The 11,498-nt window shown below is 69.5% G+C and carries 12 protein-coding genes; 6 read left to right on the top strand and 6 right to left on the bottom strand.

Annotated features, from left to right (window positions below; genetic code table 11):
- Window positions 1-17: 17 nt before the first annotated feature.
- Window positions 18-959, bottom strand: a complete 942-nt coding sequence (locus tag PGB34_RS22720; protein WP_271430395.1) for a PDR/VanB family oxidoreductase — start codon at window positions 957-959, stop codon at window positions 18-20.
- A gap of 5 nt (window positions 960-964) precedes the next feature.
- Entirely contained in the window at window positions 965-2,281 is a 1,317-nt protein-coding gene (locus PGB34_RS22725; protein WP_271430396.1) for a Rieske 2Fe-2S domain-containing protein, read from the bottom strand.
- Window positions 2,282-2,459: 178 nt separating this feature from the next.
- Between PGB34_RS22725 and PGB34_RS22730 the strand changes: the two genes are divergently transcribed.
- Genes PGB34_RS22730 through PGB34_RS22740 form a run of 3 tightly spaced genes read left to right on the top strand, consistent with a single transcriptional unit; the run spans window position 2,460 to window position 5,373 of the window.
- Window positions 2,460-3,455: a Bug family tripartite tricarboxylate transporter substrate binding protein gene (locus PGB34_RS22730; RefSeq protein ID WP_271430397.1), complete on the top strand. Its 996-nt coding sequence runs from the start codon at window positions 2,460-2,462 to the stop codon at window positions 3,453-3,455.
- A 26-nt stretch (window positions 3,456-3,481) separates the two neighbouring features.
- On the top strand, window positions 3,482-4,534 hold the full coding sequence (locus PGB34_RS22735) for an SDR family oxidoreductase (protein WP_271430398.1): 1,053 nt from the start codon (window positions 3,482-3,484) through the stop codon (window positions 4,532-4,534).
- Entirely contained in the window at window positions 4,531-5,373 is an 843-nt protein-coding gene (locus PGB34_RS22740; protein WP_271430399.1) for a sugar phosphate isomerase/epimerase family protein, read from the top strand. The genes PGB34_RS22735 and PGB34_RS22740 overlap by 4 nt, the downstream gene beginning before the upstream one ends.
- 13 nt (window positions 5,374-5,386) lie before the next feature.
- Here PGB34_RS22740 and PGB34_RS22745 read toward each other — a convergent pair whose 3' ends face one another.
- Genes PGB34_RS22745 through PGB34_RS22755 form a run of 3 tightly spaced genes read right to left on the bottom strand, consistent with a single transcriptional unit; the run spans window position 5,387 to window position 7,766 of the window.
- Window positions 5,387-6,184, bottom strand: coding sequence for an enoyl-CoA hydratase/isomerase family protein (locus PGB34_RS22745; RefSeq protein WP_271430400.1), 798 nt, complete (start codon window positions 6,182-6,184; stop codon window positions 5,387-5,389).
- Window positions 6,185-6,194: 10 nt separating this feature from the next.
- The gene (locus PGB34_RS22750) at window positions 6,195-6,593 is read right to left on the bottom strand and encodes a Zn-ribbon domain-containing OB-fold protein (protein WP_271430401.1); all 399 of its coding nucleotides are present in this window, start codon (window positions 6,591-6,593) and stop codon (window positions 6,195-6,197) included.
- A gap of 3 nt (window positions 6,594-6,596) precedes the next feature.
- A complete protein-coding gene (locus PGB34_RS22755; protein ID WP_271430402.1) occupies window positions 6,597-7,766 on the bottom strand; it encodes a thiolase domain-containing protein in 1,170 nt (389 codons plus the stop codon).
- 105 nt (window positions 7,767-7,871) lie between these two features.
- Between PGB34_RS22755 and PGB34_RS22760 the strand changes: the two genes are divergently transcribed.
- The 3 genes from PGB34_RS22760 to PGB34_RS22770 are packed head-to-tail and all read left to right on the top strand — an operon-like array spanning window position 7,872 to window position 10,323.
- Window positions 7,872-8,645 carry an SDR family NAD(P)-dependent oxidoreductase gene (locus PGB34_RS22760; RefSeq protein ID WP_271430403.1) on the top strand — a complete coding sequence of 258 codons (774 nt, stop codon included), beginning with the start codon at window positions 7,872-7,874 and terminating at the stop codon, window positions 8,643-8,645.
- Window positions 8,646-8,647: 2 nt separating this feature from the next.
- Entirely contained in the window at window positions 8,648-9,454 is an 807-nt protein-coding gene (locus PGB34_RS22765; protein ID WP_271430404.1) for an enoyl-CoA hydratase/isomerase family protein, read from the top strand.
- Window positions 9,451-10,323: a MaoC/PaaZ C-terminal domain-containing protein gene (locus PGB34_RS22770; RefSeq protein WP_271430405.1), complete on the top strand. Its 873-nt coding sequence runs from the start codon at window positions 9,451-9,453 to the stop codon at window positions 10,321-10,323. Before PGB34_RS22765 ends, PGB34_RS22770 begins: the two co-directional genes overlap by 4 nt.
- Before the next feature lie 71 nt (window positions 10,324-10,394).
- On the opposite strand, the gene PGB34_RS22775 is transcribed toward PGB34_RS22770, so the two are convergent.
- Window positions 10,395-11,378, bottom strand: coding sequence for a tripartite tricarboxylate transporter substrate binding protein (locus PGB34_RS22775; RefSeq protein WP_271430406.1), 984 nt, complete (start codon window positions 11,376-11,378; stop codon window positions 10,395-10,397).
- Between the last annotated feature and the right edge of the window lie 120 nt (window positions 11,379-11,498).

Raw genomic sequence — 11,498 nt, forward strand, 5'->3', positions numbered from 1 at the left:
GCAGCGCGGCGGGCGGCTCAGAGATCCAGCACCAGCCGGGCCGACAGGCTGCCCGAGCAGCACACCATCATGGCCCGGTTGGCAGACTTTTCCTCGTCGGTCAGGTAGTCGTCGCGGTGGTCCGGTCGGCCTTCGATCACCGGCGTGCAGCAGGTGCCGCAGATGCCCTGGGAGCAGGCGTACTGGATCTGCACGCCGGCATCGAGCAGCGTGTCGAGCAGCGTTCTTCCGGGCTCCACCTGCAGCGTCCTGCCGCTGCGCGCCAGCTGCACTTCGTAGCCGCCTTCGGTCGCGGCCTCCTGGCTGGCCGCAAAGCGCTCCAGGTGCACGCGCTGCGGGGGCAAGCCGGCGCAGGCCGCCGTGAAGGCATCGAGCATGCCGCCGGGGCCACAGCAGTACAGATGCGCGCCGGCCGGCGCCTCGCGCACGATGGCCGCGATGTCGGGGCGCGCCATGCCGTCTGCGGTGCAGCGCAGGTCCACCGTGCCGTTCTCGTGCGCGAGAGCGTTCAGCGCCTGCGCATAGGCCGCGCGCTGGCGCGAGCGCGCCGTGTAGTGCAGCTGCCAGCTCCGGCCCAGGGCCTGCAGGCGCGCCACCATCGCCACGAAGGGCGTGATGCCGATGCCGCCCGCGATGAAGATGGACAACGGCGCATCCTCGTACAGCGCAAAGTCGTTGATCGGCGCGCTGGCGTCAAACACATGGCCGGGCCGGGGCACCGTGTGCATCCAGGCCGAGCCGCCGCGGCTGTCGCTGGCATGGTCCACCGCCACCACATAGCGATGCCGCTCCGAGGGGGCGTTGGCCAGCGAGTAGCTGCGCACCAGGCCGCCGGGCAGCTGCAGATCGATGTGCGCGCCGGCCGTGAAGGGCGGCAGCAGGCCACCATCGGCGGCGACGAACTCGTAAGAGACGATGCCCTCGGCTTCGCGCCGCAGCTGCTGAAGGATGAGCCGCACGCCGCTCACGGCACGTAGCCGAAACCGGCGTCCAGTTGGGCCCGCGCATGCTCGCGGTGCTCCTGCCAGGGCACGCCGGCGGGCAGCGTGAGCGAGACCGCACGCACCATGAAGGTGGCGGGGTCGTCCACGCCCGCAGGTTCGGTGCCGCTGGCCTGCAGGTTGCGCACGGTCTCCAGCAACAGGCGGCGCGTCATGGCCACGCCGGTGTCGCTGATGCCCAGATGCTCCTTGCTGCGGTCGTAGATGGCCGACACGCCGGACTGGCAGGCGGCGTCCTGCACCCACAGGCCGGGCAGGCCCGAGAACCAGGTCTTGGTCTGCGCGTCGTAATTGAACAGGTAGCCGTTCTGGCGCGTGTACTTCGTCCAGTACTTGGCATAGGGCTCGGTGGCCGGGCGGGGTGCGAAGGCCTCGGTGCTCGCATGGCCGGTTTCGCGGCCCGCATGCCCCTTCTCGAACAGTGCGCGCGACTTGTCGTAGAGCTTCTCCGAGGGGTGGTAGGAGAACATGATGCACAGCGTGTGGTGGTCGTCCAGCGGCACCCAGGCATGGCCCGAGAGCTCGGGGTACTGCGACTGCGGCGGCACCAGCGTCCAGAAGGGCAGCAGGAACTGGTTGACGCGCCAATAGCTGGTCTCGTCGTCCAGCTTGCGGCGCGAGGCCACGCTCATGCCGAAGGGCTGGCGCAGGCATTCGAAGGTGGGGCGCAGGTCGCGCTTGGCGATCCAGTCGCTGATGGCACCCTGCTTGTCGATGCGCCCGTGCAGGATGGGTGCGTGGGCCGAGTCGATCTCACCTTCCACGGCCTGCAGCCAGTTGCACTCCTGCACGCGGAAGCTCACGTGCACGCGCTCGGCCGGCACGAGGTTCCATTCCATCTCCGGCAGCGGCGGCGGATCGTCCTGGCGCGGGCCCATGTAGGCCCAGGCAATGCCGTTGCGCTCGCGGCAGACGTAGGCCTTCAGGCGCACCTTGTCCTTCAGCCGGCTTTCCGGCGGCTCGGCCGGCAGGTCCTGCACGCGGCCGTCGGTGCCGAACTTCCAGCCGTGGTAGACGCAGCGCAGCCCGCAGTCCTCGTTGCGGCCGAACACCAGCGGCGCGCCGCGGTGCGGGCAGGCCTGGTCCACCAGGCCCAGCCGTCCTTCGCTGTCGCGAAAGGCGATCAGGTCTTCGCCCAGCAGCCGCACGCGCTGCGGCATGCCGCCGGCCGGCAGGTCGGCGGTGGGCAGAAAGGGCAGCCAGTACAGGCGCATCAGGCGCCCCATGGCCGTGTCCGGGCCGACGCGCACGAGGGTTTCGTTGTCTTCAGGAGTGAGCATGGGAGGTTCCGCGGGGTGGTTCGATGGAAATCCGATGGATGGCAGTTTGTGATTGGTTCTACCATTTTAATTTGCTCCCGTCGAGACGAGGATGTCAGCAATGTCCTGAACTGGACAGTTCTCCCACAATTGGTTCGGCCAATAAAACATTCAAGCCATCCGTTGAAGGAGCCTTGCCATGTCTCACCCACGTATCCATCGCCGTGCCGCGCTGGCCCGCATAGCCGCGGGCAGCGCCGCCATCGCGGCCTTTCCGGGTCACCTGCTGGCGCAGGGCACCTGGCCTGAAAGACCCATCACCCTGATTTCTCCCTTCGGCGGCGCGGTGGACGTGCTGGCGCGGCTGATCGCCAGCCACCTGGGCCGGCGGCTGGGGCAGAACCTGATCGTGGAGCTCAAGCTCGGCGGGTCCGGAACCATCGGCATGGCGGCGGTCGCGCGCGCGCAGCCCGATGGCTACACCATCGGCATGGGGACGACCACCTCGCTGACCTCGGCGCCGCACCTGATCCGCAACCCCGGCTACGACGTGGAGAAGTCCTTCACCTACCTGGGCCTGATACAGACTTCGCGTCAGGTGCTGACGGTGTCGCCGCGGCTGGGCGTGGACACCCTGAAGGATTTCATCGCGCTGGCTCAGGCCAAGCCCGGCACGCTCAACTTCGGCTCGAGCGGGGTGGGCAACAGCATTCACCTGGCCGTCGAGCAGTTCAACTCGGCTGCCGGCATCAAGGCTGTGCATGTGCCCTACAAGACGGGCAACGAGACCGACGCCGCCATGATGGCCGGCGACGTGCAGTACACGGTGGCTTCGCTGGCCACCTCGCTGCCGTTGATCCAGGCCGGGCGCATCAAGGCGCTGGCCGTGACGGGCGAGGGGCGCGATGCTGCGCTGCCCCATGTGCCCAACCTCATGGAGTCGGGCCTGGCGGCGCGCATTCCCGAGCAGCTCTTCGGCATGGTGGCGCCGGCCGGGATGCCGCCGGCCGTGACGGCGAAGCTGCTGGCGGCCGTGGCCGACATGCAGGCCGACCCGGCCTTCCAGGAGTCGGTGCGCCGCGGCGGCGGCCAGCCCTCGCTGGTGCACGGCGAGGCCTTCCGTAAGCTCTCGCTCGCCGACAGCCAGACCTGGGGCGAGCTGATCAAGCGCCTGGGCATCACGCTCAACAGTTGAGGAGCCCGCTTTTGCAGGCACAGCGGATGGACGACAGAGTCGCATTGATCGCCGGGGCCAGCGGCGTGGTGGGCCGCGGCATGGCCCAGCGGCTGGTGGAAAAGGGCTGGCGCGTGCTGTGCGTCAGCCGATCGGGCGGTGGCGGCCTGCCGGGCACTGAAGGCCTGGCCGTGGACCTGATGGACCCGGCGGCCTGCGCGCGGGCACTGGCCCCGCACACGGGCATCACGCATGTGTTCTACGCCGCATTCCAGCAGGCGCCCAGCCGTGCGGCGGAGGTCGCGCCCAACCTGGCCATGCTGCGCAACGTGGTGGAAGCGGCGCAGCAGGCGTCACCCGTGCTGCGCAAGGTGGTGCTGGTGACGGGCGCCAAGTTCTACGGCATCCAGTGGGGTGCCAGCCCCACGCCCTGCCGCGAAAGCGACCCCCGGCAACTGCCGCCGAACTTCTATTACGACCAGGAGGACTGGTTGCGTGCCGCATCGCGCGAGCGCGGCTGGCGCTGGGTCAACCTGATCCCGCCTTTCGTCTCGGGCTATGCGGTTGGCAACCCCATGAACCTGGTGCTGGGCATCGGCCTGTATGCCGCGGTCTGCCGCGAGCTGGGCCTGCCGCTGCGCTTTCCGGGCAGCATGGGCGCCTACGAGGCCATGCACCAGATCGCCGATGCGTGGCAGATCGGCGGCGCTGCGGCCTGGGCCGCGGATTCACCGGCGGCCGACGACGGCGCCTTCAATGTGAGCAATGGCGACCCGGCGCGCTGGTGCCAGACCTGGCCGGTGCTGGCAGATGCGCTGGGCATGGCCTGTGCCGCCCCCAAGACGCTGCCGCTGGCCGACATGATGCCGGCCCAGCAGGCGGTGTGGGAGCGCATCGCGCAGCGCCACGGCCTGCAGCCGCTGGACATCGCGCGCGTGGTCGATTGGCGCTGGATGGACTACATGCTGCGCCAGTCGCACGACATCGTGCTGTCCACCTTCAAGATCCGCCGCGCGGGCTTTCATGACTGCATCGAGACCGATGCCACGCTGGTCCAGCGGCTGCGCGAGTTGCAGGCCAACAAGGTGCTGCCCCCGTGAGTGCCCCTGAAGAAAGTCGCAGGCGCCCGACCCGCGCATTGACCCTGGGCTTCCTGTCGCTGGGCGCGCAGGCGGCGCCGCTGGAGGTGCTGGACGCCGCGGCCCAGGCCGGCTTTGGCGCGGCGGGCTTGCGCATCAGCGGCCGCCAGCCCGGCGATCCGTGGCCCGGCCCGGGCGCAGCGGGCGATGGCTTCGAGCAGATCCGTGCGCGGGCCGAAGCGCTGTCGGTGCGCATCTCCAGCATCTGCGGCTACTACCTGTCGGCGCAGACCACGCCGGCGCACCTGCTGGCCAATGTGGAAGCGGCGCGGCGCCTGGGCGCACCGCTGATTGCGCAGGGCTGCTTCGAGCCCGACCTGGCGCGCGTGGCCGATCTGCTGCGCGGCTACGCGCAGGCGGCGGCGCAGGCGGGTGTGCGCATCGCGCTGGAGTTCATGCCCATGAGCAGCCTCCGGAACATCGGCGAGGCGCAGCGCGTCATCGCGCAAAGCGGCGCAGGCAACGTGGGTCTGCTGATCGACTCGCTGCATCTGGCACGCTCGGGCGCCGGCGCCGCCGAGGTGCGCGCGCTCGATCCGGCCTGCATCTTTCTCACGCAGCTGTGCGATGCGACTGCCCGCCTGGATCCATCGACCTCGCTGCTCGACGAGGCCATGGCCGGGCGCATGTACCTGGGCGATGGTGGGCTGGACCTGGCCGCCCTGGTGGCGGCGCTGCCGGCCGGGGCCGAGATCGAACTGGAGACGCCTGTGGTGGCCGATGCGGCACTGCCCGGCCCGCAGCGCGCCCGGCGCGCCGCGCAGAAGGCGCAGGCCTTCTTCAACACGCACTTCGACTGAAGCGGCCCGGTGCTCAGCTGCGCTGCGGCTTCAGCCCCGTGAAGGCCGGCGCCCGCTTGGCCAGCAGCGCCTCGATCTGCGCCGCAGGCTCCGGCGCGGCGAAAGCTGCGGCCTGGCTCGCGGCTTCCAGCGCGAAGGCGCTGCGCCGGTCGCCATCGAGCGAGACGTTCAGCATGGCCTTCGCCAGCGCCACCGCCGTGGGCGCGGCCTGAGCCATCTGGGCCGCCAGCTCGCGCACGCGCGCCTCCAGCGTTTCGCTGGCCTGCACTTCCATCACCAGGCCCAGGCTGTGCGCCTCCTCCACGCCGATTTCGCGGGTGGAGAACACCAGTTCCTTGGCGCGCTGCAGGCCCACCACGCGGGGCAGCAGGTAGAGCGCGCCGAGATCGGGCACCAGGCCCAGCTTCAGGTGCGCCATGGCGAACTTCGCGCGCGGCGTGGCGACGATCATGTCCGCACACAGGGCCAGCGCGAAGCCCGCGCCGATGGCCGGGCCGTCGATGGCGGCAATCACCGGGCAGCCGAGGTTGAGCAGGTCATCCGTCAGCCGCAGGCCGGCCTGGATGCGGCGCTGCCAGTAGGCGGGGCCGGCCTGCGCATGTTCCTGCAGCGCATGCAGGTTGCCGCCGGCGCAGAACGCGCCCGCGCCGCCGGTGATGACCAGCACGCGCACGGCCGGGTCGTTGCGCACCTGCTCCAGCACGGCCATCAGGTCGGCGCGCAGCGGCAGGTCCACGGGGTTGTGCATCGCGGGCCGGCTCAGCTGTATCCAGCCGATGCCCTCCTGCACCGAGAACGCCAGCGTCTCCATCCGATGTGCCTCAGGCGGGCCTGAACATCGGGACGCTGGCGCCGTCCTCGGCCGGCTTGAAGGTCACGGCCACGCGTTGGCCGATCTTCAGCGAATCGAGGTCGCAGTCCACGATGTTGGTCAGCAGCGTGATGCCTTCGTCGAGCGTGACGTAGGCAATGGCATAGGGCGTAGGCCCCGCGCGCCGGGTGACGCTGACGCTGTAGATCGTGCCCTGGCCGCTGAGCGCGACCCATTCGGTGTCGCCCATGCAGAAGGGGCACAGCGCACGCGGGTACCAGTGCAGCTTGCCGCAGGCGGTGCAGCGGCGGGTGCTCAGCACGCCTTCGCGCGCCTGGGCCAGGAAGTGGGCCGTGGCGGCATCGACCTGGGGCGCGCTGATCGGGAGTGGGGAGTAGGGGGTGGTCATCGCTTACTGCCTTTCCATGATGAGGGTGGCGCTGCCGTGGCGCGAGCCCAGCAGCCCGCCCGTGCCCTGGGCCAGGGCCAGGGTGCAGTCGGGCACCTGCACCTTGGGGTGGGCTTCTCCACGCAGCTGGCGCACGGCCTCGATCACCTTGGTGATGCCGCCGCGGTTGGCCGGGTGGTTGTTGCACAGGCCGCCGCCATCGGTGTTGAAAGGCAGCTTGCCCACGCCCGAGATCAGGTTGCCGTCGGCCACGAAGCGGCCGCCTTCGCCCTTCCGGCAAAAGCCCAGGTCTTCGAGCTGCATCAGCACCGTGATGGTGAAGCTGTCGTAGATGGAGGCGTACTGGATGTCGGCCGGGGTCACGCCCGCTTCCCTGAAGGCGATGGGGCCCGAGACCGCGGCGCCGGACCAGGTCAGGTCGACCTGGCCGCCGAGCTGCCCCTTGATGCTTTCGCCCGCGCCCAGCACATTGACGACCGGGCGCTTGAGCCTCGCGGCGATTTCCGGGCGCACCACCACCAGCGCACCGCCGCCGTCGCTGACCACGCAGCAGTCCAGCTTGCGCAGCGGGTCCGAGATCAGCGGCGAGGCCAGCACCTCTTCCACGGTCACGGGCTCGCGCAGCATCGCATGCGGGTTGTGCTGCGCGTGGGCGGCCGCTGCCACCTTGATCCAGGCCAGTTGCTCGCTGGTGGTGCCGTACTCGTGCATGTGGCGGGCCGCGGCCAGCGCGTACATGTTGACGGTGACCGGGTTGTAGGGCATCTCCCAGGGCACGTCGGGCGTGTCGGGCGTGACCAGGCGCGGCGCCACGCCGCTGGAGCCCGCGCTGCGCGGGCGGCCCGCCAGCGTGATCAGCGCCACGTCGCACTTGCCCGCGGCAATGGCCTGCGCGGCGTGCGAGACATGGATCAGGTAAGCCGAGCCGCCGGTGTCGGTGGTGTCCACATGGCGCAGCCGCGTCAGGCCCAGGTAGTCGGCCATGCTGTTGGCGCCCAGGCCGGGCGCGTCGCCGGCGCAGAAATAGCCGTCCACGTCCTGCAGGCTCAGGCCAGCATCTTCCAGCGCGCCCCTGGCGCATTCGGCATGCAGCTGGGCCACGGTCTTGTCGGGCGCCTTGCGCAGCGGGTGTTCATAGGCGCCGGCAATGCAGGCCTTGCGTTTGATCGTCATGTGATTGCTCCAGCCAGAATTTGCGGCTAGGATATCATTGGTTCAACCATAGAACAAGGCTCGGGCGCCGCCCGGCCGCAATGCAGCAAGCAAGGAGCAAATACCGTGGATCCCATCGTCAGTCTCAAAGGGCGCACCATCGTCGTCACCGGCGCCGGCCAGGGCATCGGCAAGGGCATCGTGGAACTGGTCATCGGGCTGGGCGGCAATGCCGTGGCGGTCGACCTCAACGGCCAGACCCTGGACGCCGCCGTCTCGCCCCTGCCGCAGGAGCGCGTGCTGGCGGTGCAGGGCAGCGTGGCCGATCCGGCCGTGGCCGACAAGGCGGTGGTCGATGCGGTGGCGCGCTTTGGCGCGGTGCATGGCGTGGTGAACAACGCGGGCATCATCCGCCCAGCCATGATCGACAAGATGACCGACCAGCAGTGGCAGGACGTGATCGACGTGCACCTCACCGGCTCCTTCTACTGGATGCGCGCCGCCGGTCGCCACATGGTGGAGCGTGCCAAGGGCGGCGACGCCACCGGCGGCTCCATCGTCAACATCTCCTCGGACGCCGGCCGCAAGGGCTCGATCGGCCAGATCAACTATGCAGCCGCCAAGGCCGGCATGCTGGGCATGACGATGACCGCCGCGCGCGAATGGGGCCGCTACAACATCCGCACCAACTCCATCTGCTTCGGCGTGGTCGAGACGCCGATGACCGAGGTGGTGCGCGGCGAGAAATTCCGCGACCAGATGCTGGCGCAGATTCCGCTGGGCCGCTGGGCCTCGCCCGACGAGGTGGTCAAGAGCGTGTGCTTCCTGCTTTCGGACGGCGCCAGCTACATCACGGGCCAGCACCTGGGTGTGAACGGCGGCTTCCACATCAGTCTCTGACCATGGCAGCGGACAGTGTCCAACTGCGGGTGGAGGAGGGCGTGGCCGTCCTCACGCTCAACCGGCCCGGCGCCAAGAATGCCATTGACGCAGCGACCACCGACGCGCTGACGGCGGCCCTGCGCGCGCTGCGCAATGACGATCGCGCGCGCGCCGTGGTGCTGACCGGCGACGGCGGCGATTTCTGCGCTGGCGGCGACGTCAAGGGCATGGCCGACGGTGGCTCGCGCACGGTGGAGCAGCGCCGCGAGGGCATGGCCCGGTATGCGGAGCTGGCGCGCGCGCTGATGGGGCTGGACAAGCCGCTGATCGCCGCGGTGGACGGCGTGGCCTTCGGCGCCGGCCTGAGCATGGCGCTGTATGCCGACCTGGTGCTGGTGAGCACGCGCGCGCGCATGGCCATGGTCTTTCACCGCATCGGCCTGGTGCCGGATGTGGGCGCCTGGTACCAGCTGCCGCGCGTGGTGGGGCTGCAGCGGGCCAAGGAGCTGATCTACTCCGCGCGCGAATTCGGCGCGCAGGAGGCGCTGGACATGGGCCTGGCCCTGGAAGTCCTTGCGCCCGATGCGCTGATGCCGCGTGCGATGGCGCTTGCTGCAAGCCTGGCCGGCGCATCATCCACCGCCTTCGCGCTGTCCAAGAGTGCGCTGGGCGCCACGCCGCAAAGCGATTTCGAGACCGTGCTGGCGATGGAGGCCTCGGCACAGGCCATTGCCTCGTCCAGCGCCTACTTCCGCGAAGCGATCCGCCGCTTCGCGGCCAAGGAGCCGGCGCAGTTCCGCTGGCCCGCCAAGGACTCCGACACATGATCGACTACGAAAAAACCAAAGCCTGGCGTTCAGGCCCGGTGCGCCATGCCTATACCGAGCGCGACAGCATCCTCTATGCCCTGGGCATCGGCTTTGGCGCCGACCCGCTGGCGCAGGAGGAACTGGGCTTCGTCTATGAAAAGAAGCTGCAGGCCGTGCCCACCATGGCGGCGGTGCTGGCTTCGCCAGGCTTCTGGATGCGTGACAACAAGGAACTGGGCATCGACTTCCTCAAGCTCGTGCATGGCGAGCAGGGCGTCACCATCCATTCGCCGCTGCCCGCTGCGGCCACCGTGCTGGGCGAAAGCCGCGTCACCCGCGTGGTGGACAAGGGAGAAGGCAAGGGTGCCGTGATGCATGTGGAGAAGACGCTGACCGACGAGGCCGACGGCCGCCTGCTCGCGACGGTGGAGATGGTGCTGTTCCTGCGCGGCGATGGCGGCTTCTCGCGCCAGGGCGGCGGCGATGAGCCGGCCGCGCCCGCGCCGGCCCTGCCCGATGCAGCGCCCGACCTGCGGGTGGAACTGCCCACGCGGGCCGATGCGGCTGTGCTCTATCGCCTCTCCGGCGACCTGAATCCGCTGCACATCGACCCTGCGGTGGCCGCCAAGGCCGGCTTTTCCCGGCCCATCCTGCACGGGCTGGCCACTTACGGCAATGCCTGCCGAATGGTGCTGGCCCAGTGCTGCGGCCACGACGCCTCACGGCTGCGCTCCATCCGCGCGCGGCTGAGCGCACCGGTTTATCCGGGCGAGACCCTGGTGCTCGAGGGCTGGCGCCTGGGCGGCGACGCGCTGGCTTTCAGAGCCACGGTCAAGGAGCGCGAGGTGCAGGTGCTGGCCAACGGACTGGCCAGCTGGGTCGCCTAGCCGCAGTATTCGCTGCATCCGCGACAGCCAAGCGCCATCGAGAACGATGGCGCTTGGCTTCATTGTTCCCGTCAGAGCTTCACGCGCCCCGCATCCACCAGCCTGCGCGTCAGGGCCAGCTGCTCATCCATGAAGCGCTGGGTGCGCTGTGCATTCCAGGGCTGGGGTTCGAAGCCCAGTTCCAGCAGCTTGTCCCGGATGTCGGGCATCACCAGGATGCGCGCAAGCTCCGCGCTGAGCTTGTCGACCACGGCCTGCGGCGTCTTGGCCGGCACGAAGGCCGCGGCCCAGCCGGGCATGTCCACCTGCGGATAGCCCAGTTCGGCAAAGGTGGGCAACTGCGGATAGGCCGGGAAACGCGCGCTGCCCGCCACGGCCAGCGGCTTGATCCTGCCCGGATAGCGGTTCACGCCGCCCACCGAAACCACGGCCGCATCGATCTGCCCGCCCAGCAGATCCTGCAACGCGGGCGCCTCGCCCTTGTAGGGCACATGCACGGTCTCCACGCCGGCCGCCATGTTGAACAGCTCGCCCACGAAGTGGCCGCCCGATCCCTGGCCATAGGAGCCGTAGGAGACCTTGCCCGCGCGGGATTTGGCCAGTGCCACGAACTGCTCCAGCGTGGCCACCGGCAAGCCCTCCCGGATGCCGATCGCGATCGGTGTCAGGGCCAGCATGCCCACCGGCTTGAGCTCTTCGAGCCGGTAACCGGGCTTGGGCATCAGCACCGTGTTGCTCAGCAGCGCGCTGTAGCCCACCAGCACGGTGTGGCCATCGGGCGCCGACTGAGACACCGCGGAGGCCGCGATCGCGCCGCTGGCGCCGGGCCTGGATTCCACGATGCACGGCTGTCCCCAGGCATCGCTGAGCTTCTGGCCGATGAGCCGCATCATCGTGTCATGCCCGCCACCTGCAGGCGTGGGGATCACGAACTTGATCACCGAGTTCGGGTAGGCCGGCGCGGAAGCCTGCGCAGCTGCGGGCGCAAAGGCGCCGATGCCAAGTGTCCCGAGCGAGGCGAGGGCGCCCAGGGTCTGGCGGCGATTGAGGTTCATGGGTTGTCTCCTTATATGTCTCAGATCATTCAAACTTCAGTCGTCAATGCAGTGAGGCCGGCCTTGACCGCTGAACGGGTTGACTCACCGCCGCGCAGCCTGTGTCTCCTTAGAGTGCAA

Source organism: Xenophilus arseniciresistens, assembly GCF_028023875.1.
In the GTDB taxonomy this organism is placed as follows: Bacteria; Pseudomonadota; Gammaproteobacteria; order Burkholderiales; family Burkholderiaceae_C; genus Xenophilus; species Xenophilus arseniciresistens.

What these genes read in the sequence shown, in the direction of transcription:
- PGB34_RS22730 (WP_271430397.1), top strand. Translation starts at nt 2,460, where the DNA reads ATGTCTCACCCACGTATCCATCGCCGTGCCGCGCTGGCCCGCATAGCC.
- PGB34_RS22735 (WP_271430398.1), top strand. Translation starts at nt 3,482, where the DNA reads ATGGACGACAGAGTCGCATTGATCGCCGGGGCCAGCGGCGTGGTGGGC.
- PGB34_RS22775 (WP_271430406.1), bottom strand. Translation starts at nt 11,378, where the DNA reads ATGAACCTCAATCGCCGCCAGACCCTGGGCGCCCTCGCCTCGCTCGGG.
- PGB34_RS22770 (WP_271430405.1), top strand. Translation starts at nt 9,451, where the DNA reads ATGATCGACTACGAAAAAACCAAAGCCTGGCGTTCAGGCCCGGTGCGC.
- PGB34_RS22765 (WP_271430404.1), top strand. Translation starts at nt 8,648, where the DNA reads ATGGCAGCGGACAGTGTCCAACTGCGGGTGGAGGAGGGCGTGGCCGTC.
- PGB34_RS22745 (WP_271430400.1), bottom strand. Translation starts at nt 6,184, where the DNA reads ATGGAGACGCTGGCGTTCTCGGTGCAGGAGGGCATCGGCTGGATACAG.
- PGB34_RS22750 (WP_271430401.1), bottom strand. Translation starts at nt 6,593, where the DNA reads ATGACCACCCCCTACTCCCCACTCCCGATCAGCGCGCCCCAGGTCGAT.
- PGB34_RS22755 (WP_271430402.1), bottom strand. Translation starts at nt 7,766, where the DNA reads ATGACGATCAAACGCAAGGCCTGCATTGCCGGCGCCTATGAACACCCG.
- PGB34_RS22725 (WP_271430396.1), bottom strand. Translation starts at nt 2,281, where the DNA reads ATGCTCACTCCTGAAGACAACGAAACCCTCGTGCGCGTCGGCCCGGAC.